Consider the following 22590-nt stretch of genomic DNA (forward strand, 5'->3'; position numbering starts at 1 on the left):
GATTAAAGCCCCCGGCGCCACATAGGCGGGATGCACGGGGGCGTCAGGCAATCAGTCGAGCATCGAGATCGCGGTTGGCGCGTCGTTGCCGACCAGGGCCAGGTCTTCGAACTCGTTGACGGCGTTGATCTCGGTACCCATGGAAATGTTGGTGACACGCTCGAGGATCACCTCGACCACGACCGGCACGCGGAACTCTTCGGCCATCTTCTGCGCCTTGAGCAGGGCAGGGGCGATTTCGCCTGGTTCGAATACGCGGATGGCTTTGCAGCCCAGGCCTTCGACCACGGCAACGTGGTCGACACCGTAGCTGGCAGCGTCGGTCGAGTTGATGTTCTCGAACGCCAGTTGTACACAGTAATCCATGTCGAAGCCACGCTGCGCCTGGCGGATCAGGCCGAGGTAGGCGTTGTTCACCAGCACGTGAACGTACGGCAGGTTGAACTGCGCACCGACAGCCAGTTCTTCGATCATGAACTGGAAGTCGTAGTCACCCGACAGGGCGACAACCTTGCGCGATGGGTCGGCCTTGACCACGCCCAGGGCAGCAGGGATGGTCCAGCCCAGCGGGCCGGCCTGGCCGCAGTTGATCCAGTTGCGTGGCTTGTACACGTGCAGGAACTGCGCACCGGCGATCTGCGACAGGCCGATGGTGCTGACGTAGCAGGTGTCCTTGCCGAATACCTGGTTCATCTCTTCGTACACGCGCTGCGGCTTGACCGGCACGTTGTCGAAGTGGGTCTTGCGCTGCAGGCTGGCCTTGCGCTGCTGGCAGTCTTCCAGCCAGGCGCTGCGGTCCTTGAGCTTGCCGGCGGCTTTCCACTCGCGGGCCACTTCGAGGAACACGTCCAGTGCCTTGCCAGCGTCTGAAACGATGCCCAGGTCGGGAGTGAACACGCGGCCGATCTGGGTTGGCTCGATGTCCACGTGCACGAACTTGCGGCCTTCGGTGTAAACATCGACGGAGCCGGTGTGGCGGTTGGCCCAACGGTTACCGATACCGAACACCAGGTCGGATTTCAGCAGGGTGGCGTTGCCGTAGCGGTGCGAAGTCTGCAGGCCGACCATGCCAACCATCAGGGCGTGGTCGTCCGGGATGGTGCCCCAGCCCATCAGGGTCGGAATCACCGGTACGCCGGTCAGCTCGGCGAACTCGACCAGCTTGTCGCTGGCGTCGGCGTTGATGATGCCGCCACCTGCAACCAGCAGTGGGCGCTCGGCATCATTGAGCAGGGCCAGGGCTTTTTCGGCCTGGACGCGAGTGGCGGATGGCTTGTTGACGGCCAGCGGCTCGTAGGCGTCGATGTCGAATTCGATTTCGGCCATCTGCACGTCGAACGGCAGGTCGATCAGTACCGGGCCTGGGCGGCCGGTACGCATTTCATAGAAGGCCTTCTGGAACGCGTAAGGCACTTGGCCTGGCTCCAGTACGGTGGTGGCCCACTTGGTGACCGGCTTGACGATGCTGGTGATGTCGACAGCCTGGAAGTCTTCCTTGTGCAGACGTGCACGCGGGGCTTGGCCAGTGATGCAGAGGATTGGAATGGAGTCGGCCGACGCGCTGTACAGGCCGGTGACCATGTCGGTGCCGGCAGGGCCGGAGGTACCGATGCACACGCCGATGTTGCCTGGGTTGGCACGGGTGTAGCCCTCGGCCATGTGCGAGGCACCTTCGACGTGACGAGCGAGGACGTGATCGATGCCACCGACTTTTTTCAGGGCTGAGTACAGCGGGTTGATGGCAGCCCCTGGGATGCCGAACGCGGTATCTACACCTTCACGGCGCATGACCAGAACGGCTGCATCGATTGCTCTCATTTTGCTCATGGGTTGTGCCTCATCGATTTTGTAATTGTATACAACTTGCTTTGCGACAGAGTGTATTCACGCCTGGCGGGCTAGGTCAATGGATTTTCATCGGGGAAGGTGGCTTTCGTCGGAGAGCCCGTGAAAACTGGGTTCTGTCGGATCTGGTACGATCGTTTAAAAATATTGTATACAAAAATATCTTTCGTTGTGTTCTATTTAGGTTATCGGTTTTCAACTGCCCTCAGGGCTTCTCACAACAAGAAGAGGACCTTTTCATGAACGTTCTGAACCTGAAAGTCGCGGTAAGCCTGGTGAATGCCGCGCTGGCCGCAGGCCGCAAGATCAATGCGGCGCCACTGACCGTGGCGGTGCTGGATGCGGGCGGGCACGTGCTGGCGCTGCAGCGGGAGGATGGCGCTAGCCTGATTCGCCCGGAAGTGGCTACCGGTAAAGCCTGGGGTGCGATTGCCTTGGGCAAGGGCTCGCGTTTGCTGGCGCTGGATGCGCAGCAACGGCCGGCGTTCTTTGCCGCGCTGAATGGGTTAGGGGAGCGGCCGGTGGTGCCGGCGCCGGGTGGCGTGCTGATTCGTGATCAGGACGGCAAGGTGCTGGGTGCGGTGGGGATCAGCGGCGATACGTCGGATATCGACGAGCAGTGCGCGATCAGTGCGATCGAGGAGGTTGGGTTGACGGCGGATGCGGGGGTGGCGGCGTAATAGCTTAGATTGTTGGGGCTGCTATGCAGCCCCATTGGCCCGATCAGGCCGCCTCAGGCTCACAGCCCTTGAGCACCAGCCGAATGATGGTCTCGGCCGCCGCGTCATAATCACTGTCGGCCAGCTTGGCCTTGCCCGTCACCGCCGAGATCTGCCAATCGAAATCGGCATAGGTCTGGGTCGCCGCCCAGATGCTGAACATCAGGTGATGCGCATCCACATTGGCAATCTGCCCGCGCTCGATCCAGCCCTGGATGCACTCGATGTTGTGCCGCGCCTGTTCGTTGAGTTGCTCGACCTGGTTGGGCGACAAATGCGGCGCACCGTGCATGATCTCGCTGGCAAACACCTTGGATGCATGCGGCAGGTCGCGCGAGATGCGGATCTTCGAGCGAATGTACGAACTCAACACTTCCTTGGGGTCACCGTCGGCATTGAACGGCGTCGAGGCCTGCATGATCGGCGCGATGATGCTCTCCAGGACCTCGCGGTAGAGGTTGTCCTTGGATTTGAAGTAGTAGTACACGTTTGGTTTGGGCAGGCCGGCCTTGGCCGCGATATCGCTGGTCTTGGTGGCGGCGAAGCCCTTGTCTGCGAATTCCTCGCTGGCCGCGCGCAGGATCAGTTCCTTGTTGCGCTCGCGAATGGTGCTCATGGTCAGGGATCTTCCTCGTGTCTGGCCACCTCTAAGAGGGATCGGGCATGGTAGCACCGGGCTCGACGGGCGCTCAAGGCAGCGACTTTCGGCTAGACTCCGGCACATTCATTTCACGGGAAACAGGCAAACATGGCAGGCAGCAGTCTACTGGTACTGATCGACGACATCGCCACGGTGCTCGACGACGTGTCACTCATGACCAAAGTCGCGGCGAAGAAGACTGCTGGCGTATTAGGTGACGACCTGGCGCTCAATGCTCAGCAGGTCACTGGCGTACGGGCCGAGCGCGAGATCCCGGTGGTGTGGGCGGTGGCCAAGGGCTCGTTCGTCAACAAGGCGATCCTGGTGCCGGCGGCGTTGCTGATCAGTGCGTTCATCCCTTGGGCGGTAACGCCCTTGTTGATGATCGGCGGCGCTTACCTGTGCTTCGAGGGCTTCGAAAAACTCGCGCACAAGTTCTTGCACAGCAAGGAAGAGGACGACGCGCAGCATGAGGCGCGCAAGGAAGCCGTGGCCGACGCCAATGTCGACCTGGTGGCCTTCGAGAAAACCAAGATCAAGGGCGCGGTACGCACCGACTTCATCCTCTCGGCAGAAATCATCGCCATTACCCTGGGCACCGTGGCCGATGCGCCGTTGACCCAGCAGATCATCGTGCTGTCGGGTATCGCCATTGTCATGACCATCGGCGTTTACGGGCTGGTAGGCGGCATCGTCAAGCTCGATGACCTTGGCCTGTGGATGACGCAGAAGGCGTCGAAGCTGGCGCAGGTGGTGGGTAACGGCATCCTGCGCGCGGCGCCTTACATGATGAAAAGCCTGTCGGTGATCGGCACTGCGGCGATGTTCTTGGTCGGCGGCGGGATTCTGGTGCATGGCATCGGGCCGTTGCATCATGCGATCGAGGCGTTCAGCGAAGGGCGCGGCGGGGCGCTGACGGGCGCATTGCTCAACGGGGGTGTGGGCATTGTTGCGGGCGCTGCCGTGTTGGCGGTAGTGAGCGGTTTGAGCAAGTTGTGGCGGGTAATGCGCCCGGCTCAGTGACTGTGACACAGGCGCCGCAAAGCGGCCCCTGTGGTCTTTCAGGTCAGAAGTGAACCTTGACCAGGAAGCTCGCCGTATTCTGGTCGGTCGTGAAGGCATCGCTGTCCTTGATGCCGTACTTGTTCTTCCAGTAGTCGTACTCAAAACCTACGTACAGCTGCTTCTCACCCAGGTGCAACGCCTTGCCCAGGTCATATTTGACCTGCGGGTTGAAGTGCAGGTTGGCCTGGTAGGTACCGCGACGGTTCTCGTCGTTGTCCACCACCCAGTCCATGAAGCCGTCGATGAGGATGTCGGACGAGCCCACAGGGATGGTGTACGACCACACCGGGGTAATCTGCCAGACGTTGTCACCCGCGCGGCTGCCGTCGGTGGTGCGCTGGTAGAAGTTCAGCTGGAAGTAGTCGAAACCGGGGATGTCCAGGTCGAAGCCAGGGCCGATCAGGTAAGACTCGGTATCCCCCTCGCCAAACTCGTAGGTCATCGCCAACAGCACGTCCTTGACCGGGCCGAACGCCAGCTTCTGGTCGAAGATCTTGCCAAACGACAGGCGCGGGCTGATTTCACCGTAGTAGGTGTTGGGGCCGTTCCCGGCGTCTTTCTTGCCCTGGTAGAAGATCTTGTCGACGAAGATGAAGTTGTCGCCGTACTTCCAGCCATCGGCATGCTCGAACGTCACCGTCTGCTGGATCTCGGGGTTGACCTTGAAGTTCTTGCCCCACAGGTAGGTGAGGCTGTTGTTCTGCCACTGCAGCAGGTCGCCGCCGAAGGTGGTGCCGCAGGCCAGCAGGCCGCCGGCGAGGATCAGGCTGTTGATGGTACGCATTGCGAGTGTCGCTCCCTTGATTGATCTGTTGTCAGCGCTCGTTGTTGGCGCTTTTTTGTCTTTTGAGTCAGCTTTTTTCGATAGGCCACAGCTGTTTGGCAAGAGCTGCGCCAACTTTTCGGGGCTGGCACAACCTTCCTGCTCGACTACGTTCTGAACGGATGAAAAGGGTTTTTCAGGCTGGCAACACGTTGGCCAACCGCCCGAATTCATTGACTGAGCGGTCAGTAAACGCAGGCAGAATCCGTTCTGCCCTGAGCGAGGGGGCGCGCAGATTACTGGCTTGCGCGCCGGTCCTCAAGTGCTCCGTCCTGGAGCGCTGTGAAACAAACTTGTGCGTTTGGTCAATTTCTTAGAAATGGACTTTGACCAGGGCGCTGGCGACGCTCTGGTTGCTGTCCACGTTGCCACGGCTGTCGATGCCGTACTTGTCCTTCCAGTAGCTGTATTCAAAGCCTACGTACAACTGTTTGGCGCCCAGGTTCAGGGCCTTGCCAAGGTCATACTTGACCTGTGGGTTGAACTGCAGGTTGGCGTGGTAGGTACCGCGACGGGTCTGGTCGTTGTCCACCACCCAGTCCATGTAACCGTCGATCAGGATGTCGGAGCGGCCCACGGGGATGGTGTAGGACCACGCCGGGGTGATCTGCCAGACGTTGTCACCCGGGCGGCTGCCCTCGGTGTTGCGCACATAGAAGTTCAAGGTGAAATAGTTGAAGCCGGGGACGGCCAGATCGAAACCGGGGCCGATCAGGTAAGCCTCGTTGTCGCCTTCGCCACGCTCGTAGGTCATGGCGATCAGCACGTCTTTGATCGGGCCGAACTCGAATTTGTGGCCGGTCATCTTGCCAAGCGACAGGCGCGGGCTGAACTCACCGTAGTAGGTGGTCACGCCTTTGCCGGGGTCGGCCTTGCCGTTGTAGAAAATCTTGTCGACGAACATGAAGGTGTCGCCGTACTTCCATTTGTTGGCGTGCTCGAACGTGATGGTCTGCTGGATACCAGGGTTGACCTTGAAGTCCTTGCCGTACAGGTAGGTCAGGCTTTCGCCGTGCCATTGCAGCCATTCGCCTGCATGCGAGGGGAGGGTGGCCAGCAGGCTGCTGCCCAACAACAGGGACGAGGTGATGCGCTTCATGTTGTGATTCCCGGACTTATTGTTTTTGTTGGCGGTGTTTTTAGCGCGCAGGGGCGCCCCGAGCGGCCCATTCCGGCGGGCCGACGGTGTAGCGGTTACTGCGGGTGTGAGTGAGGGGCGGCCAATGCGCCGCCCCTCGGGCTCAATGCTGGTGACAGGCGTCGTTATGCGCCGCGCGGTCGGCGCCACCGAGGATGTTGAACAACACGTTCAACACCAAGGCACTGACCGTGGCCATGGCGATGCCACTGTGGGTGATCGGTTCCATCCACTGCGGCATCTGCGCGAAGAAATCCGGGCGCACCACGGGGATCAGCCCGAAACCGACGCTCACCGCCACCAGCAACTGGTTGCGACGGTCGCCGATGTCCGCTTCCTGAAGAATCTTGATCCCGGTGGCGGTGACCATGCCGAACATGGCAATGGACGCGCCGCCCAGTACCGCAGGCGGGATCGAGGCAATCAGGTAGGCCGCCTTGGGCAGCAGGCTGAGCATGATCAACAGCGCACCGGCCACCACGGTAACGTAGCGGCAGCGTACCCCGGTCATCTGCACCAGGCCGATGTTCTGGGCGAACGAGGAGTGGGTGAAGGTGTTGAAGAAGCCCGCGATGAACGACGCGCCGGCATCGCACAGCAGGCCGCGACGCAGCATGCCGGGGGTGACTTCACGATCGGTCACCTTGCCCAGGGCGAGGAACATGCCCGTGGACTCGACGAAGATGATCACCACCACCAGGCACATCGACAGGATCGGCGCCAGGCTGAAGGTCGGCATGCCGAAGTGCAGTGGGGTCACCACTTGCAGCCACGGTGCCTGGCTCAGGCCAGACAGGTCGACCATGCCGATGGAGCCGGCCAGGATGTAACCCAGGCCCATGCCCACCAGCACCGAAACGTTGACCCAGAAGCCGCGCATGAAGCGGTTGATCAACAGGATCACGGCCAGCACCAGGCCCGCGACCATCAGGTAGATGGGCGAACCGAAGGCTTCTGCCTCATGGCCGCCACCGGCCCAGTTGACCGCAACCGGGAACAGCGACAGGCCGATCGAGGTGATCACGGTACCGGTAACCAGGGGCGGGAAGAAGCGCACGACCTTGGACATGAAGGGCGCGATCAGCATGCCGAAGAACCCGGCGGCGATGGTCGCGCCGAAGATCCCCTGCAAGCCCACCCCTGGCATGCCGGCCATGGCCACCATGCTGCCGACGGCAGCGAAGCTGGCACCCATCATCACCGGCATGCGGATCCCTACCGGGCCGATACCGAACGACTGGATGATGGTGGCGACGCCTGCGACCAGCAGGTCGGCGTTGATCAGGAAGGCAACTTCTTCACGGGACAATCCAGCAGCCTGGCCAATGATCAAAGGCACGGCAATCGCGCCTCCGTACATCAGCAGTACATGTTGCAGGCCTACCAGAATCAGTTGGAACAGGGGCAGAGGCTGACGCGGCGGCGCAACAGGGATGTACGCCTTGCGTGACTCGGACATGCAGCACCTCGAGTTTTGTTTTTATTCTCGGATCCAAGCGGCAAGCTCCAAGCGGCAAGCTTCAAGAAGAAGCTTGGTGATCCGCGTTGGAGCTTGACGCTCGATGCTTGCTTGTTACCTACGACTTACAGCTTGAGGCTTGAAGCTTGCGGCTTCTATCAGTTGACCTGGGCGCCTTTGGCGATCCAGTCACCAACGAGCTTGCGCTCTTCGGTGGTCATCTGGGTGATGTTGCCCAGCGGCATGATCTGGCTGGCGACCGCTTGCGCCTGAATGCGCGCGGCCTGGGCCTGGATCTGCTGCGGGGTGTCGAACATCACGCCGGCAGGGGCGGCGCTGAACAGTGGGCTGGTCGGTTTCGACGAGTGGCACACGGTGCAGCGTTCCTGGATGACATTGTGGATCTTGTCAAAGTCGCCACCACCGGCCTGGGCAGCGGCCTGGGCCGGTGCTTGCGCAGGTGCGGCTGGCGCTTGCGCAGCCTTGGCGGCATCCTCGGCGCGCTGCTCGGCAGCGGTCTTGCCACCGACAGCAGTCGCAGGCAGCGGCTGGTACTCGATCTTCGCTGCGGCTTGCTCAGGGCTTACGGCCATCGGTTTCGGGCCGGTGACGTAGGCCAGGCAGATCATCGCCAGGGCGCCGACGGGCAGGGTCCAGGCGTACTTGTTGCTGTCGTGGCGGGTGTTGAAGTAGTGGCGGATCAGAACCGCGGCTACTGCGATACCGGCCAGGATCAGCCAGTTGTACTGGCTACCGTAGGTGCTCGGGAAATGGTTGCTGATCATGATGAACAGCACCGGCAGGGTGAAGTAGTTGTTGTGGCGCGAGCGCAGCAGGCCCTTGGCCGGCAGGCGCGGGTCGGGGGTGGTGTTGCTCTCGATCGCGGCCACCAGCTGGCGCTGGGCCGGCATGATGATGCGGAACACGTTGCCGACCATGATGGTGCCGATGATCGCGCCGGTGTGCAGGTAAGCGCCACGGCCGCTGAACACCAGGCTGAAGCCCCAGCAGGCAGCGATGATCAGCACGAACAGTACACCACCGAGCAGCGCTGGCTTCTTGCCCAGGGGCGAGTCGCACAGGAAGTCGTAGATGAACCAGCCGGCGATCAGCGAACCGATACCGATGGCCACGCCTTCTGCACCGCTCAGGGTGCTGCCAGGGGCCAGCAGGTACAGGGCCGGGTTCCAGTAGAACACCACGCACAGCAGGGCGATACCGGACATCCAGGTGAAATAGGCTTCCCATTTGAACCAGTGCAGGTTCTCGGGCATTTTCGGGGGTGCGAGTTTGTATTTCTCCAGGTGGTAGATACCACCGCCGTGAATCGCCCAGAGATCACCCGACAACCCATCGCGCGGGTTGCTTCGGTTCAGGTGGTTCTCCAGCCAGACGAAGTAGAACGATGCACCGATCCAGGCGACACCGGTGATCATGTGAACCCAGCGAATGCTCAGGTTCAGCCATTCGTGAAGGTGTGCTTCCACAGTATGTACCTCTGCCAATCACCTTGCGATGATCGACCTTTTCTTATTGGTGGGGATTGAGGATCAGCATCTGTTCCTCGGTGAAGTAATGCTCATCGCAGTTGTTGCCAGAACCACTGCGATCAACCACCAGGAAATCATCCCGCTTTTCGATCGTCAGCACCGGGTGGTGCCAGACGCCGCGATGGTAATTGATGCCCTGCCTGCCGTTACTGCGGAAGGCGCGGACCAAACCTGATACAGGTGCATCGCCAACGGGCGCGACCACGATCAGAAAGGGGTTGCCGAGCAGCGGGATGAAAGCCTGGCTGCCCAGCGGATGGCGTTCCAGCATGCGTACGGTCAGCGGCATGTCCAGCGCGTCGGCGCGGAAGATGCTGATGATCGCTTTGTCTTCAGGCTCGGCGGTCTCGACCGTGGCGAGCTTGTGAAAGCGCATGGTCGAGCCGTTGTTGATCATGAAGTGGTCACTGCCATCGGTTTCGATCACGTCACCGAACGGGGCGAAGGCTTCTTTGGTCAGGGGCTCGATCATCAGGGTGCGCATGCGGTTATCTCTTCTATGTTCGTTATTCTTGAAAGGGCTCTAACGTTCGTTGCAGCGGTAATTACAGCTGCAGCAGACGGAACAGGGCGATCAGGTTGATCTGCGCCAGGGCTTCCTTGAATTCGGCATCGCTGTCGTTGTGGATGCGTTTTTCGAAAGCGGCGAGGATCTGGTGCCGGTTGCTGCCCTTGACCGCCATGATGAACGGGAACTGGAACTTGGCCTTGTAGGCGTCGTTGAGCTCGGTGAAACGGGCGAACTCTTCGGCGGTGCACTGGTGGATACCGGCGCCGGCCTGCTCGTTGGTGCTCGATTCGGTCAGCTCGCCCTGGATAGCCGCTTTGCCAGCCAGGTCCGGGTGAGCGTTGATCAGTGCCAACTGGTCGGCGTGGCTGGCGCTGAGCAGGATGTCGCTCATACGCTGGTGCAGCGCCTCGACCTCATCCAGCTCGCTCAGGTTGCCCAGGCCATAGGCTTTTTCAGCGACCCACGGCGAGTGCTCGTAGATGTCGGCGAAGGCGGCGACGAATGCGTCACGGCCCAGGGTGGAGGGCTTGAGGGTCTTGAAGGCGGTCATCAGGCGTTCTCTTTCTTGTACGGGTGGGTGGCGTGCCAGTGGCGGGCGATGTCCGCGCGACGGGCGAACCAGACCTGGTCATGGCTCTTGGCGTAATCGACGAAACGCTTCAGCGCGGCCAGGCGCGCCGGGCGGCCGACCAGGCGGCAGTGCAGGCCGATGGAGAGCATCTTCGGTGCTTCGGCGCCTTCGGCGTAGAGCACATCGAAGGCGTCCTTGAGGTACTGGAAGAACTGCTCGCCGCAGTTGAAGCCCTGTACCTGGGTGAAGCGCATGTCGTTTGTGTCCAGGGTGTAGGGGATCACCAGGTGTGGTTTGCCGGTGGGGTTGTTCGGTTCCCAGTAGGGCAGGTCGTCGTCGTAGGTGTCGCTGTCATAGAGGAAGCCACCTTCCTCCATCACCAGGCGGCGGGTGTTCGGGCCGGTGCGGCCGGTGTACCAGCCCACCGGGCGCTCGCCGGTCAGTTCGGTGAGGATGCGGATGGCCTCGAGCATGTGCTCGCGCTCCTGCGCTTCATCCATGTTCTGGTAGTCGATCCAGCGGTAGCCGTGGCTGCAGATCTCGTGGCCGGCTTCGGCCATGGCGCGGATCACGTCCGGGTGGCGCTGGGCGGCCATGGCCACGGCGAACACGGTCAGCGGCACGCCGCTGTCCTTGAACAGCTTGAGCAGACGCCACACGCCGGCACGGCTGCCGTATTCGTAGAGCGATTCCATGCTCATGTTGCGCTGGCCCTGCAACGGCTGGGCAGCCACCATCTCGGACAGGAAAGCTTCGGACTCTTTGTCACCGTGCAGGATGTTGCGCTCGCCACCTTCTTCGTAGTTCAGGACGAAGGACAGTGCAATGCGGGCGTTGCCCGGCCATTGCGGGTGAGGTGGGTTGTTGCCGTAACCGATCAGGTCGCGAGGATAGTCAGCGCTCACTGCAGTCTTCCTTCTTGTGCGTTAGTGCGGGGGTGGGCGGGCCGCGTCGGGATGTCGCACCACCGGATGGGCTGATTGTATACAACTTCTGAAATCTTTTGTAAGCCTGTTTTTCCGCATTTCTTCCCTTTTGTCGCCTGAGAATCCCTTGCAATAAACCTGCCTGGTTGGTCAGCTAATGACGTGGGTGTCGGCATGGCGTCTGTATTTGCGACTGTATGGCGGCTTTAGGGAGGCGGCGACGGATGGGTTCAAAAAATTGTGTACAATTTGACGATGGAATGTCTTAATAACGCCATTCCCGCACATCGCAGGCCGTTTGGCGTGATGATGGCCGTGTATTTTTTGCCCACAGATTGAACAAGAGGCGACAAGCAATGGGACGTTTGACCACACACGTACTGGATGCCGCGCATGGCTGCCCGGGCAGCTCGATCAAGGTCGAGCTGTACCGCGTCGAAGGCCAGCAGCTGGAGCTGGTTAACACCGCCCTGACCAATAGCGATGGCCGCGTCGATGCGCCGCTGCTGCAGGGTGACGATTACCGTACCGGCGTTTACCAGCTGCAGTTCAGTGCTGGCGCCTACTACCGTGCCCGCGGCGTACAGCTGCCGGACACGGCGTTTCTGGATGTTGTTGTGCTGCGTTTTGGCATCGACGAGCAGCAGGAGCACTACCACGTGCCGCTGCTGATCTCGCCGTATAGCTATTCGACCTATCGCGGAAGCTAGTTGGTCGCTAGAAGAATCTTCGTAGGTCCTTTGGCCCGCTCTCACACTGGCGGGCTTTTTTTCGTCTTCTGTTTTCTACAGTTCAGGTGGCATCAACCATTTGACTGACATTTTTGTCAGTACTTTCGTTCGGGCCTGTCTGGGATGATCAGGTGCCAAGTCCCAATTGAAGATATGGCCTGATGAATACACAAAATGCCTATCTACCCTATGGCTACCACCTGCCCGATCAGCGTGTTCTCGGTTTCAATGGTGAGCGGCTGGACCCGGTCACAGAGCATTACCTTCTGGGGAATGGTTATCGAGCCTTCAATCCCTCTTTGATGCGGTTCAATAGCCCGGACAGCTTGAGCCCGTTCGCTGAAGGTGGTGTGAACGCCTATGCGTACTGCCAGGGCGATCCCGTGGATTACCAGGACCCAAGCGGTCATAGCTTTTGGAGAATGCTGGCGGGGGTTGTGAAGACGCCGAAGCGAAAGGCCATAACTGCAATTGTTAACGAGGGGCAATTTACACAAGTAGTTGGTTGGCATGGGACCAGTCGTAAAAATAGGCCCTCACTGTTCAGAGGGCTATCGTCAGGGCACTCAGAGGTTCATAGGCAGGCTCAAGGGAGAGGGTTCTATGTCGCACCAACCCCTGAGCACGCGAAACGATACGCTGACCTCTACGACGATGGCATTGTCTTACCGGTACTCTCGCGCAAAGATGCCAGGTTGGTTCCCGGTGTGGGCTATAAGAAGGATGTGTTTGATGTTGTCGTGATCACAGAGGCGGCATTCGATGTTGTCAGGGTGCGTGAAGCCGTTCCGTCAGGCGCGACGCCAGCTGCACTTCCTCGAACTGGCATCTTCGCGAGAAAACCAGCACCAGCTGCATAAAAATGGGCGCCGAAGCGCCCTTTGTTGGGGTGGAAGATCAGAGGAACACAAACTTGGCAATGAAGATCGCGCACAGCACCCAGAGGCTGGCCGAGATTTCCTTGTACTTGCCAGTGCCCGCCTTCAACGCCACATAGGTGATGAAGCCAAGGGCAATACCGTCGGCGACCGAGAAGGTCAGCGGCATCATGATCACCGTGACGATCGCCGGAATGCTGTCGGTGGCTTCATCCCAGTGGATATGCGCCATGCTGCCCATCATCAGCATGGCCACGTAGATCAATGCACCCGCAGTGGCATAAGCCGGAATCATCCCGGCCAGCGGCGCGAAGAACATCGCCGCAATGAACAGCAGCCCCACCACCACAGCTGTCAGGCCAGTCCGGCCACCGGCGGCCACGCCTGCGGCACTTTCTACATAGCTGGTTACCGGCGGCACGCCGACCACCGCGCCGAATACGCTGGACGCACTGTCTGCCTTCAACGCCCGTGACAGGTTTTCGATACGCCCATCAGGCGCCACCAGGTTGGCCCGTTGTGCCACGCCCATCAGGGTGCCGGCGGTGTCGAACATGTGCACGAAAAGGAACGCCAGCACCACGCTGATCATGCTGACGTTGAACACGCCGGCGACATCCATGGCCATCCAGGTCGGCGCCAGGCTCGGTGGCATCGATACCACCCCGCCAAACTTCACCAGGCCCAGCCCCCAGCCGGCGAGGGTGACGCCGATGATGCTGATCAGGATCGCGCCGAATACCCGTTTGTAGCTGAGGATGGCAATCGACAGGAAGCACACCGCCGCCAGCAGTGGGCCGGGTTCATGCAGCGAGCCCAGCTTGATCAGCGTGGCCGGGCTGTCGACGATGATACCTGCGGTCTTCAGGCCGATCAGTCCGAGAAACAATCCGACGCCGGCCCCCATCGCATGGCGCAGGCTCAACGGGATGCTGTTGAGCAGCCACTCGCGCACCTTCGACAAGGTGAGGAACATGAACAGCACACCCGAGACGAATACCGCGCCCAGTGCCGTTTCCCAGTTGTAGCCCATGGTGCCGACCACGGTGTAGGTGAAGAAGGCGTTCAGGCCCATGCCGGGCGCCAGGCCCACCGGCCAGTTGGCGTACAGGCCCATCAGCAGGCAGCCCAGCGCTGCGGCGATGCAGGTGGCGACGAAGGCCGCGCCGTGATCGATGCCGGCGTCGGCCATGATGTTGGGGTTGACGAAGATGATGTAGGCCATGGTGATGAAGGTGGTCACCCCGGCGATCATTTCGGTTTTGACGGTGCTGCCGTGTTGCTTGAGTTTGAAAATCCGTTCCAGCCAGCTCGTTTCGAGCGGTGGGGCGAGATCCAGCGTAGGGGCTTCGGATTTGCGGCTTTCCACAGCGGGTACTCCTCAAGTCTTTCTTGTTGTGTCGGAGCCATTGTCCTGCGCATGCACTTGGCGGCTCCGCGAGGGGAAGGCAGACGCCCGACCATTTTGTTGACTTATGGGTCAGGAAGTCGCACGGTGGATTATGCTTTTGTGTACAAAGAATGCAAATAATGTTTTATCTTTTGTGCGCACAAATGCTCGTACAACGGCTATATATGTGAAAGGCCACCTGCAGAAACGGGTCAGCCTGTGTACAATGGCGCCATACCTTGGTCCTTCATCCCTTTTCAGGACTTGCCAGCCACCCTCTGACACGCGTTACAGTCAAGGTCCGACTGGTGGATCCACGTGCTCGAGTGCCCATGAACGAACAGCTGCAACCTCTGAAAAAACCTGTGCGCACTGGCAAGGCCGGGCGCAGTGGTACCCAGGACGACATCGTCTACGCGCATATTTTCGAGGCGATCCTCGAACAGCGTCTGGCTCCGGGCACCAAGTTGAGCGAGGAAGCGCTGGGCGAGATCTTCGGCGTCAGCCGCACCATCATCCGTCGCGCCCTGTCGCGCCTGGCCCACGAAAGCGTGGTGCTGTTGCGGCCCAACCGTGGTGCGGTGGTGGCCAGCCCGACGGTTGAAGAGGCGCGCCAGGTGTTCTTCTCGCGGCGCATGGTCGAACGCGCCATCACCGAACTGGCCGTGCAGCACGCCACCATCGACCAGCTCAACGAGCTGCGTCAGATGGTGCGCGAGGAGCGCGACAGCTTCTCGCGCGGCGATCGGGGTGCGGGTATCCGTCTTTCTGGCGAATTCCACCTCAAGCTGGCCGAAGCGGCGGGCAATGCGCCCCTGGTCAGCTTCCAGCGCAGCCTGGTGTCGCAGACCTCGCTGATCATTGCCCAGTACGAAAGCGGCAACCGCTCGCATTGCTCCTATGACGAGCACATGCAACTGATCGATGCCATCGAAGCGCGTGACGCCGAGCAGGCGGTGAGCTTGATGATGCACCACATGGACCACATCGACAGCAAGCTGAACCTGGACGAGGAGAGTGCCTCGGACGATCTGCATGCGGTGTTCTCGCACCTGCTGAAAAAGCCCAAGGTTTCGGCCAAGGGTTGATCGTTTGCCTCGGTAGATGTGGGGTTTTGCAGGCGCGGGCTTGCCCGCGCCTACACATCAGCCAAAGGTCTGCTAAATTCTTGTGAGCAAACCTTCATCAAGCAGTTGGGCTTGCGCATTCGTTGCGTTCAACTTCTTGAGGAATGGATTCATGAGCATGTCCCTCGGTAAACGCATGGGTGCCGAATTGATCGGCACCTTCTGGCTGGTCCTTGGTGGCTGTGGCAGTGCGGTACTCGCAGCCAGTTCCCCCCTCGGTATCGGCGTTCTCGGTGTTGCTTTCGCCTTCGGCCTTACAGTGCTGACCATGGCCTTCGCCATCGGCCACATTTCCGGCTGTCATCTAAACCCTGCCGTATCATTCGGGCTGGTGGTGGGCGGGCGTTTCCCGGCCAAAGAGCTGCTGCCCTACGTGATCGCTCAGGTGATCGGCGCCATCCTGGCTGCGGGTGTGATCTACCTCATCGCCAGCGGCAAGGCCGGTTTCGAGTTGTCTTCGGGATTGGCTTCAAACGGCTACGCCGACCACTCGCCCGGCGGCTACACACTGGGTGCGGGTTTCATCAGTGAAGTGGTGATGACGGCGATGTTCCTGGTGGTAATCATGGGCGCCACCGACTCCCGCGCCCCAGCAGGTTTCGCGCCGATTGCCATCGGCCTGGCCCTGACCCTGATCCACCTGATCTCCATTCCGGTGACCAATACTTCGGTCAACCCCGCGCGTAGCACGGGGCCGGCACTGTTCGTCGGCGGTTGGGCCCTGCAGCAACTGTGGCTGTTCTGGCTGGCGCCGCTGATCGGGGCTGCGATCGGCGGCGCGTTGTACCGGGGCCTGGCGAAAGAACCTTAGCGCTGGTGCACGCAACGCCCGGCGGCGTAGGTTTCCCGCACGGTGCGGTCATCGCCCAGGGTGGTGAGCACGAACAGGGTCTCTTCGATGCTGTTGGACTGCTGGATACGGTAGTCCAGCAGTGGCGTGGCCTTGTAGTCGAGCACGACGAAGTCGGCATCGTTGCCGGGGCGCAGGCTGCCGATGCGATCGTCCAGGCGCAGTGCGCGGGCGCCGCCGAGGGTGGCCAGGTACAGCGACTTGTAGGGGTGCAGGCGCGCGCCCTGCAACTGCATGACCTTGTACGCCTCGTTGAGGGTGTTGAGCAGCGAGAAGCTGGTGCCTGCACCCACGTCGGTGCCCAGGCCCACGTTGACCTTGAAGCGCTCGGCCTGGGGCAGGTTGAACAGGCCGCTACCGAGGAACAGGTTGGACGTCGGGCAGAAGGCCACGGCCGAACCGGTTTCGGCCAGGCGCTGGCACTCGTCGTCGCACAGGTGCACGCCATGGGCGAACACCGAGCGCTCGCCGAGCAGCTCGAAGTGGTCGTACACGTCCAGGTAGCCCTTCTGCTCCGGGAACAGTGACTTGACCCAGTCGATTTCCTTGAGGTTTTCCGACAGGTGCGTGTGCATGTACACGCCTGGGTGCTCCTTGAGCAACTGGCCAGCCAGTGTCAGTTGCTCTGGCGTGCTGGTCGGTGCGAAACGTGGGGTCACTGCGTAGTGCAGGCGGCCCTTGCCGTGCCAGCGTTCGATCAAAGCCTTGCTTTCGCTGTAACCGGACTCGGCCGTGTCAGTCAGGTAGTCAGGGGCATTGCGGTCCATCATCACCTTGCCGGCGATCATCCGCAGGTCGAGGCGCTCGGCTTCTTCGAACAAGGCGTTCACCGACTCCGGGTGCACGCTGCCAAACACCAGGGCGGTGGTGGTGCCGTTGCGCAGCAGTTCCTTGAGGAAGATTTTCGCGACCTGGTCGGCATGGCCCTTGTCGGCGAACTGCTTCTCGCACGGGAAGGTGTAGGTGTTGAGCCAGTCCAGCAGCTGTTCGCCGTACGAGCCGATCATGCCGGTCTGTGGGAAGTGGATGTGGGTATCGATGAAGCCTGGGGTGATCAACGCATCCTGGTAATGCACCACTTCGATGCCGGCATCCAGGGTCGGCAGCAGGTCGCTGGCGTGGCCGAGGGCGCTGATGCGGCCGTCGTCGACCACCAGCAGGCCGTCTTCGTAGTAGGCGTGGGAGGCGTCCAGGCCGACCTCGGCCGGGTCGGCGATGCTGTGCAGGATGGCGGCACGGTAGGCTTTGCGGGTTGCGGTCATAAAGCGCTCGTCAAATGGCTTGGCTGCGCCGGGAGGGCGGCAGCAACTGGGCAATGGGGCCGGCGTTGGCGGCAGCGTCATGCTGGCCGAAGCAGGCGTTGTAGGTGGCAATGATTTCGCCGGCGATGGACACGGCGATCTCGATCGGCAGCTTGCCCTTGACTTCGGCAATGCCCATCGGGCAGCGCATGCGCGCCATGACGGCATCATCGAAGCCACGCTCGCGCAGGCGGTGCTCGAACTTGGCCCGTTTGGTCTTCGAGCCGATCAGGCCGAACCAGGTGAAATCATTGCGTTTGAGAATGGCGGCGGTCAGTTCCAGGTCGAGCTGGTGGTTGTGGGTCATGACGATGCAGTAGCTGCCAGCTGGCAGGTCGGCCACTTCGTCGACGGGCTCCTCGTTGACCACCTTGGTCACCCCGTTGGGGATGAGCTCGGGAAATTCCTGTTCGCGCGAATCGATCCAGCGCACCCGGCAGGGCAACGCGGCGAGCAAGGGTACCAGAGCGCGGCCGACATGGCCCGCGCCGAACACCGCAATCTGCGCCTGCACGGCGGCCATCGGCTCGAACAGCAGCACGGTCACGCCGCCGCAGCACTGGCCGAGGCTTGCGCCAAGGCTGAAGCGCTCCAGGTGCGGGGTGGTGCGCTGGTCTTCGAGCATTTGCCGGGCGATGTGCAGGGCCTTGTATTCCAGGTGGCCGCCGCCGATGGTATCGAACAGCGCGGTGGCGCTGACGACCATTTTCGAGCCGGCGTTACGCGGGGTAGAGCCGCGTTCCTCGATGATGGTCACCAGCACGCAGGGTTCACCGCGGGACTGGTGGTCGGCGAGGGCGTTGATCCATTGGTGCATGATCCAACCTCTCTTCTGTCTACGCGGGCCTTGTGTAGGAGCGGCCTTGCGTCGCGAAAGGGCTGCGCAGCGGCCCCCGGATTTCAGCTTCGCTGCTGAGCTGGCTGGGGGCGCTACGCGCCCCGTTCGCGACGCAAGGCCGCTCCTACACACACACACACACACACACAACGGTGCGGCAGGGTCAGTGGCTAACGGTTTCCAGTTCCTGCGATGCAGGCTGCGCGGCGGCCACCGCCTTGCGCATCTGCTCGCAACCCCACAACACCCGCTCTGGCGTTGCCGGGGCATCAACCTGGGGTTGCAGGCGATAGTCGGCAATGCTGGCCACGGCATCCTTGATCGCGCACCAGGCGGCGATGCCAAGCATGAATGGCGGCTCGCCCACGGCCTTGGAATGGAACACCGTGTCTTCGGGGTTCTTGCGGTTTTCCACCAGCTTCACACGCAGGTCCAGCGGCATGTCGGCCACCGCCGGCACTTTGTAGCTGGCCGGGCCGTTGGTCATCAACTTGCCCTTGGCATTCCACACCAGCTCTTCGGTGGTCAGCCAGCCCATGCCCTGGATGAAACCGCCTTCCACCTGGCCGATATCGATGGCCGGGTTCAGCGAGTCGCCGACGTCATGCAGGATGTCGGCGCGCAGCATCTTGTATTCGCCCGTCAGGGTGTCGACGACCACTTCCACGCAGGCTGCACCGAAGGCGAAGTAGTAGAACGGCCGGCCGCGAGCCTGGCTGCGGTCGTAGAAAATCTTCGGCGTGCGGTAGAAGCCAGTGCTCGACAGCGACACCTGGGCAAAGTACGCCTGCTGCACGAGTTGCTCAAAGCTCAAGATCTGCTCGCGCACGCGCACATGGCCGTTGCGGAACTCGACGTCTTCCTCGGTCACCTGGTAATGCCGTGCGGCGAACTCGGTCAGGCGCTTCTTGAGGATTTCGGCGGCGTTCTGCGCGGCCTTGCCGTTCAGGTCGGCGCCGCTGGAAGCTGCGGTAGGCGAGGTGTTGGGGACCTTGTCGGTGTTGGTGGCAGTGATCTGGATGCGGTCGAAGTCGACCTGGAAGATCTGCGCCACCACTTGCGCCACTTTGGTGTTCAGGCCCTGGCCCATCTCGGTGCCGCCGTGGTTCAGGTGGATACTGCCGTCGGTGTAGATGTGGATCAGCGCACCGGCCTGGTTGAGGAAGGTGGCGGTGAACGAGATACCGAACTTGACCGGGGTCAGCGCCAGGCCCTTCTTGAGGATCGGGCTGTTGGCATTGAAGCGGCGAATCGACTCGCGCCGCTCGGCGTAATCGCTGCTGGCCTCAAGCTCGGCGGTCATCTCTTCGAGCATGTTGTGCTCGACGGTCTGGTAGTAGTGGGTGACGTTGCGGTCGGTCTTGCCGTAGTAGTTGGCCTTGCGCACCGCCAGCGGGTCGCGGCCCAGGTGGCGGGCGATATGGTCCATCACCTGCTCGATGGCGACCATGCCCTGCGGGCCGCCAAAGCCGCGGTAGGCGGTGTTGGAGGCGGTGTTGGTCTTGCAGCGGTGGCCGTGCACGGTGGCATCGCCCAGGTAGTAGGCGTTGTCGGAGTGGAACATGGCGCGGTCGACGATCGAGCCGGACAGGTCGGGCGAGTAGCCGCAGTTGCCGGCCAGGTCGAAATTGATGCCGTGCAGGCGGCCAGTGTCATCGAAGCCCACGTCGTACTCGACATAGAACGGGTGGCGCTTGCCGGTCATCATCATGTCTTCGACGCGCGGCAGGCGCATCTTGGTTGGCTGGCCGGTCAGGCGCGCAACCACCGCACACAGGCACGCCGGGCTGGCGGCTTGAGTTTCCTTGCCGCCGAAACCACCGCCCATGCGGCGCATGTCGAGGACGATCTTGTTCATCGGCACGTCCAGCACTTCGGCGACCAGCTTCTGCACCTCGGTGGGGTTTTGCGTGGAGCAGTAGACGATCATGCCGCCGTCCTCGGTCGGCATCACCGAGGAAATGTTGGTTTCCAGGTAGAAGTGCTCCTGGCCGCCGATATGCAGGGTGCCTTGCAGGCGGTGCGGGGCGCTGGCCAGGGCGGCGGCGGAGTCACCGCGCTGGTGGGTGTGGCTGTCGAGCACGAAGTGCTTCTTGCGAAACGCTTCGACCACATCCAGTACCGGCTCCAGGTCTTCGTATTCGATGATGGCCGCCATCGCTGCGCGGCGGGCGGTTTCCAGGTCGCGGGCAGCCACGGCGAGCACCGGCTGGCCGAAGAATTCGACCTTGTCGATGGCCAGCAGCGGGTCGCCGGCCACCACCGGGCCGATGTCCTTGAGGCCAGGGATGTCTTCGTGGGTGATGGCGATGCGTACACCCTCGAAGGCATAGCACGGCGTGGTGTCGACACGCAGGATGCGCGCGTGGGCGCGGTCGGCGGTGCGCGCATAGACGTGCAACTGGTTGGGGAATTCCAGGCGGTCATCGATGTACACCGCTTCGCCGGCCACGTGCTTGTCGGCGCTGTCGTGCTTGACGCTGCGGCCGACCCCGGTGGTCAGGTCCTGGCTGAACAGTTCGGCCATCTCGGCCTGGCTCTTGGCTACGTGATGGTTAGACATAAGCGGTCACCCGGGTTTCGATGTGCGGTGTTTGCTGTTCGATGAAGTACTTGCGCAGCAGGTTCTGTGCGGTCAGCAGGCGGTACTCCTTGCTGGCGCGGAAGTCGCTGAGCGGGGTGAAGTCTTCGGCCAGCGCCTGGCAGGCGCGCTCGATGCTGGCCTGGTTCCACGCTTTGCCGCGCAGGGCTGCTTCGCAGGCGCGCGCACGCTTTGGAATGGCGGCCATGCCGCCGAAGGCGATTCGTACGCCGCTGACCACACCGTTCTCGATGCTCAGGTTGAACGCTGCGCACACGGCGGAAATGTCGTCGTCCAGGCGCTTGGACACTTTATAGGCGCGGAAGGCCCAGTCATCGCTGGCGCGCGGCACGATGATCTTCTCGATGAACTCGCTGTCCTGACGCGCGGTGATGCGGTAATCGATGAAGTAGTCCTCCAGCGCCAGGGTGCGCTGGCGTTCGCCTTGGCGCAACACCACCTGGGCATCCAGGGCAATCAGCAGGGGCGGCGAGTCGCCAATCGGCGAGGCGTTGCCGATATTGCCGCCCAAGGTGCCCTGGTTGCGGATCTGCAACGAGGCAAACCGGTGCAGCAGGTCGCCGAAGTCGGGGTACTCGGCGTTGAGCGCTTCATAGCAGTCGGTGAGCGGGGTGGCCGCGCCGATTTCCAGGTGGCTGGCGGTCTTGTCGATGCGCTTGAGTTCGGCCACGTGGCCGACATAGATCATCACAGGGAGCGTCTTGTGGAACTGGGTCACTTCCAGTGCCAGGTCGGTACCACCGGCCAGCAGGCGTGCTTCGGGGTGCGAGCTGTACAGGTCGGCCAGGTCGGCCACGGTCAACGGCACCAGGCAGCGCTTGTCGCCACTGTTGAGCTCGCCGGTCTGGGTCGGCGCGATGGCCTTGAGGCGGCTGATGGTCTGAGCTTGCTGGGCGTCGAACTGGTCGCGGCAAGGCTGGCGGCAGCTTTGCTCGGCAGCATCGAGGATCGGCCGGTAGCCGGTGCAGCGGCACAGGTTGCCGGCCAGGGCTTCCTGGGCCAGGTGCAGGTCGGGGCCTTGGCTGTTTTTCTGCAGGGCGAACAGCGACATGACGAAGCCTGGGGTGCAGAAGCCGCATTGCGAACCATGGCAGTCGGCCATGGCTTTTTGCACGCTGTGCAGTTCGCCCTGGTGCTTGAGGCCTTCGACGCTGATCAACTGCTTGCCATGCAGCGAAGACACGAAGGTCAGGCACGAATTGAGGCTGCGGTAGCGCAGGGTGTCCTGGCCCTTGTCGTCCTGGGTCAGTTCGCCGACCACCACGGTGCATGCACCGCAATCACCACTGGCACAGCCTTCCTTGGTGCCGGGTTTGCCCAGGTGCTCGCGCAGGTATTGCAGCACCGTCATGTTCGGGTCCAGGGCGTGCTCATTACGCAGCTCCTGGTTGACGAGAAACTGGATCACGGGGGTGGCCTCGCAATGGTTTTATTGTTGTTGGGCGGACAATAAGCAGACCTGACGAACTGGTCAATATTTTTCTGACTCAAAGGTCAGGAAAATGCGCATCTCTACACCCGGCCGAACACATTGCCTTTACTACAAGCATAGATCGCGCCGGGCAGGCGGCAGTCTGGCAGGCCAAATAAAGCGCAAGGCCCCTCTGCGCGAGTGCCGGTCAAGTA

19 protein-coding genes and 1 pseudogene are annotated in these 22590 nt (G+C 61.6%); 6 read left to right on the forward strand and 14 right to left on the reverse strand.

The window, feature by feature from the left end; all coding sequences use genetic code 11:
- Positions 1-51 precede the first annotated feature (51 nt).
- Positions 52-1827, reverse strand: a complete 1776-nt coding sequence (gcl, locus tag DJ563_RS01885; protein ID WP_033699393.1) for a glyoxylate carboligase — start codon at positions 1825-1827, stop codon at positions 52-54.
- A gap of 257 nt (positions 1828-2084) precedes the next feature.
- On the opposite strand from gcl, the gene DJ563_RS01890 reads away from it, so the two are divergent.
- Positions 2085-2525, forward strand: coding sequence for a GlcG/HbpS family heme-binding protein (locus DJ563_RS01890; RefSeq protein ID WP_033699392.1), 441 nt, complete (start codon positions 2085-2087; stop codon positions 2523-2525).
- 43 nt (positions 2526-2568) lie between these two features.
- Here the strand turns inward: DJ563_RS01890 and DJ563_RS01895 are convergent, their stop codons facing one another.
- On the reverse strand, positions 2569-3180 hold the full coding sequence (locus DJ563_RS01895; RefSeq protein ID WP_033699390.1) for a TetR/AcrR family transcriptional regulator: 612 nt from the start codon (positions 3178-3180) through the stop codon (positions 2569-2571).
- A gap of 132 nt (positions 3181-3312) precedes the next feature.
- Here DJ563_RS01895 and DJ563_RS01900 point away from each other — a divergent pair, with 132 nt between their 5' ends.
- Entirely contained in the window at positions 3313-4227 is a 915-nt protein-coding gene (locus tag DJ563_RS01900; RefSeq protein WP_274098872.1) for a DUF808 domain-containing protein, read from the forward strand.
- A 43-nt stretch (positions 4228-4270) separates the two neighbouring features.
- Here DJ563_RS01900 and DJ563_RS01905 read toward each other — a convergent pair whose 3' ends face one another.
- The 7 genes from DJ563_RS01905 to puuE all read right to left on the reverse strand — a co-directional run bounded on the left by DJ563_RS01905 (position 4271) and on the right by puuE (position 11226).
- Entirely contained in the window at positions 4271-5053 is a 783-nt protein-coding gene (locus DJ563_RS01905; protein WP_027592962.1) for an outer membrane protein OmpK, read from the reverse strand.
- Positions 5054-5405: 352 nt separating this feature from the next.
- Positions 5406-6191, reverse strand: coding sequence for an outer membrane protein OmpK (locus tag DJ563_RS01910; RefSeq protein WP_033699387.1), 786 nt, complete (start codon positions 6189-6191; stop codon positions 5406-5408).
- Positions 6192-6333: 142 nt separating this feature from the next.
- Complete coding sequence (locus tag DJ563_RS01915; protein ID WP_033699386.1) at positions 6334-7689, reverse strand: nucleobase:cation symporter-2 family protein; 1356 nt, start codon at positions 7687-7689, stop codon at positions 6334-6336.
- Between the two features lie 158 nt (positions 7690-7847).
- Positions 7848-9176 (reverse strand): urate hydroxylase PuuD, encoded by a 1329-nt coding sequence (locus tag DJ563_RS01920; protein WP_033699385.1) that lies wholly within the window; start codon positions 9174-9176, stop codon positions 7848-7850.
- Between the two features lie 43 nt (positions 9177-9219).
- Positions 9220-9723 (reverse strand): ureidoglycolate lyase, encoded by a 504-nt coding sequence (locus DJ563_RS01925; RefSeq protein WP_027592958.1) that lies wholly within the window; start codon positions 9721-9723, stop codon positions 9220-9222.
- A 61-nt stretch (positions 9724-9784) separates the two neighbouring features.
- Positions 9785-10300, reverse strand: a complete 516-nt coding sequence (gene uraD, locus DJ563_RS01930) for a 2-oxo-4-hydroxy-4-carboxy-5-ureidoimidazoline decarboxylase (RefSeq protein WP_274098871.1) — start codon at positions 10298-10300, stop codon at positions 9785-9787.
- A complete protein-coding gene (gene puuE, locus DJ563_RS01935) occupies positions 10300-11226 on the reverse strand; it encodes an allantoinase PuuE (protein ID WP_019471481.1) in 927 nt (308 codons plus the stop codon). The genes uraD and puuE overlap by 1 nt, the downstream gene beginning before the upstream one ends.
- Before the next feature lie 377 nt (positions 11227-11603).
- Here puuE and uraH point away from each other — a divergent pair, with 377 nt between their 5' ends.
- Both uraH and DJ563_RS01945 read left to right on the forward strand, forming a co-directional pair.
- Positions 11604-11957: a hydroxyisourate hydrolase gene (uraH, locus tag DJ563_RS01940; RefSeq protein WP_008091641.1), complete on the forward strand. Its 354-nt coding sequence runs from the start codon at positions 11604-11606 to the stop codon at positions 11955-11957.
- Between the two features lie 197 nt (positions 11958-12154).
- Positions 12155-12401, forward strand: a pseudogene (locus DJ563_RS01945) (RHS repeat-associated core domain-containing protein); the annotation flags it as partial.
- Between the two features lie 474 nt (positions 12402-12875).
- On the opposite strand, the gene DJ563_RS01950 reads toward DJ563_RS01945, so the two are convergent.
- Positions 12876-14225, reverse strand: a complete 1350-nt coding sequence (locus DJ563_RS01950) for an NCS2 family permease (RefSeq protein ID WP_047583647.1) — start codon at positions 14223-14225, stop codon at positions 12876-12878.
- A 353-nt stretch (positions 14226-14578) separates the two neighbouring features.
- Between DJ563_RS01950 and DJ563_RS01955 the strand changes: the two genes are divergently transcribed.
- Together DJ563_RS01955 and aqpZ are read left to right on the forward strand one after the other, a co-directional pair.
- Positions 14579-15334, forward strand: a complete 756-nt coding sequence (locus tag DJ563_RS01955; protein WP_434518722.1) for a GntR family transcriptional regulator — start codon at positions 14579-14581, stop codon at positions 15332-15334.
- A 151-nt stretch (positions 15335-15485) separates the two neighbouring features.
- The gene (gene aqpZ / locus DJ563_RS01960) at positions 15486-16184 is read left to right on the forward strand and encodes an aquaporin Z (protein ID WP_033699378.1); all 699 of its coding nucleotides are present in this window, start codon (positions 15486-15488) and stop codon (positions 16182-16184) included.
- On the opposite strand, the gene guaD is transcribed toward aqpZ, so the two are convergent.
- The 4 genes from guaD to xdhA all read right to left on the reverse strand — a co-directional run bounded on the left by guaD (position 16181) and on the right by xdhA (position 22372).
- Positions 16181-17485 (reverse strand): guanine deaminase, encoded by a 1305-nt coding sequence (gene guaD / locus DJ563_RS01965; RefSeq protein ID WP_033699377.1) that lies wholly within the window; start codon positions 17483-17485, stop codon positions 16181-16183. The two genes, aqpZ and guaD, sit on opposite strands and share 4 nt — an antisense overlap.
- Positions 17486-17495: 10 nt before the next feature.
- Positions 17496-18341, reverse strand: coding sequence for a xanthine dehydrogenase accessory protein XdhC (gene xdhC, locus DJ563_RS01970; protein WP_095063711.1), 846 nt, complete (start codon positions 18339-18341; stop codon positions 17496-17498).
- A gap of 184 nt (positions 18342-18525) precedes the next feature.
- Positions 18526-20925 carry a xanthine dehydrogenase molybdopterin binding subunit gene (xdhB, locus tag DJ563_RS01975; RefSeq protein ID WP_274100011.1) on the reverse strand — a complete coding sequence of 800 codons (2400 nt, stop codon included), beginning with the start codon at positions 20923-20925 and terminating at the stop codon, positions 18526-18528.
- Positions 20918-22372, reverse strand: coding sequence for a xanthine dehydrogenase small subunit (xdhA, locus tag DJ563_RS01980; protein ID WP_434518723.1), 1455 nt, complete (start codon positions 22370-22372; stop codon positions 20918-20920). Before xdhA ends, xdhB begins: the two co-directional genes overlap by 8 nt.
- Positions 22373-22590: the final 218 nt, after the last annotated feature.

Source organism: Pseudomonas sp. NFX1 (assembly GCF_051123555.1).
Classification (GTDB): Bacteria; Pseudomonadota; Gammaproteobacteria; order Pseudomonadales; family Pseudomonadaceae; genus Aquipseudomonas; species Aquipseudomonas capeferrum.

What these genes read in the sequence shown, in the direction of transcription:
- gcl (WP_033699393.1), bottom strand. Translation starts at nt 1,827, where the DNA reads ATGAGCAAAATGAGAGCAATCGATGCAGCCGTTCTGGTCATGCGCCGT.
- DJ563_RS01890 (WP_033699392.1), top strand. Translation starts at nt 2,085, where the DNA reads ATGAACGTTCTGAACCTGAAAGTCGCGGTAAGCCTGGTGAATGCCGCG.
- DJ563_RS01895 (WP_033699390.1), bottom strand. Translation starts at nt 3,180, where the DNA reads ATGAGCACCATTCGCGAGCGCAACAAGGAACTGATCCTGCGCGCGGCC.
- DJ563_RS01900 (WP_274098872.1), top strand. Translation starts at nt 3,313, where the DNA reads ATGGCAGGCAGCAGTCTACTGGTACTGATCGACGACATCGCCACGGTG.
- DJ563_RS01905 (WP_027592962.1), bottom strand. Translation starts at nt 5,053, where the DNA reads ATGCGTACCATCAACAGCCTGATCCTCGCCGGCGGCCTGCTGGCCTGC.
- DJ563_RS01910 (WP_033699387.1), bottom strand. Translation starts at nt 6,191, where the DNA reads ATGAAGCGCATCACCTCGTCCCTGTTGTTGGGCAGCAGCCTGCTGGCC.
- DJ563_RS01915 (WP_033699386.1), bottom strand. Translation starts at nt 7,689, where the DNA reads ATGTCCGAGTCACGCAAGGCGTACATCCCTGTTGCGCCGCCGCGTCAG.
- DJ563_RS01925 (WP_027592958.1), bottom strand. Translation starts at nt 9,723, where the DNA reads ATGCGCACCCTGATGATCGAGCCCCTGACCAAAGAAGCCTTCGCCCCG.
- uraD (WP_274098871.1), bottom strand. Translation starts at nt 10,300, where the DNA reads ATGACCGCCTTCAAGACCCTCAAGCCCTCCACCCTGGGCCGTGACGCA.
- uraH (WP_008091641.1), top strand. Translation starts at nt 11,604, where the DNA reads ATGGGACGTTTGACCACACACGTACTGGATGCCGCGCATGGCTGCCCG.
- DJ563_RS01955 (WP_434518722.1), top strand. Translation starts at nt 14,579, where the DNA reads ATGAACGAACAGCTGCAACCTCTGAAAAAACCTGTGCGCACTGGCAAG.
- aqpZ (WP_033699378.1), top strand. Translation starts at nt 15,486, where the DNA reads ATGAGCATGTCCCTCGGTAAACGCATGGGTGCCGAATTGATCGGCACC.
- guaD (WP_033699377.1), bottom strand. Translation starts at nt 17,485, where the DNA reads ATGACCGCAACCCGCAAAGCCTACCGTGCCGCCATCCTGCACAGCATC.
- xdhC (WP_095063711.1), bottom strand. Translation starts at nt 18,341, where the DNA reads ATGCACCAATGGATCAACGCCCTCGCCGACCACCAGTCCCGCGGTGAA.
- xdhB (WP_274100011.1), bottom strand. Translation starts at nt 20,925, where the DNA reads ATGTCTAACCATCACGTAGCCAAGAGCCAGGCCGAGATGGCCGAACTG.